At 55.6% G+C, this 241-nt stretch carries 1 pseudogene; it reads left to right on the forward strand.

Annotated features, from left to right (window positions below):
- Positions 1-241: pseudogene (locus tag ACTHS4_RS12460) on the forward strand (hypothetical protein); the annotation flags it as partial.

Consider the following 241-nt stretch of genomic DNA (forward strand, 5'->3'; position numbering starts at 1 on the left):
ACGAGCAGGCGTATTGTTTGGCAGTAGAAAAACTTGCCGGTATTGATGTGCCTATCCGCGCCCAATACATCCGCGTGATGTTTGCCGAAGTAACGCGCATCCTCAACCACTTGATGGGCATCGGTTCGCACGCCTTCGACATTGGTGCGATGACCGCCATCCTTTACGCCTTCCGCGACCGCGAAGAGCTGATGGACTTGTACGAAGCTGTGTCCGGCGCGCGTATGCACGCAGCCTATTT

Source organism: Neisseria sp. P0014.S009 (assembly GCF_051958155.1).
GTDB lineage: Bacteria > Pseudomonadota > Gammaproteobacteria > Burkholderiales > Neisseriaceae > Neisseria > Neisseria flavescens_C.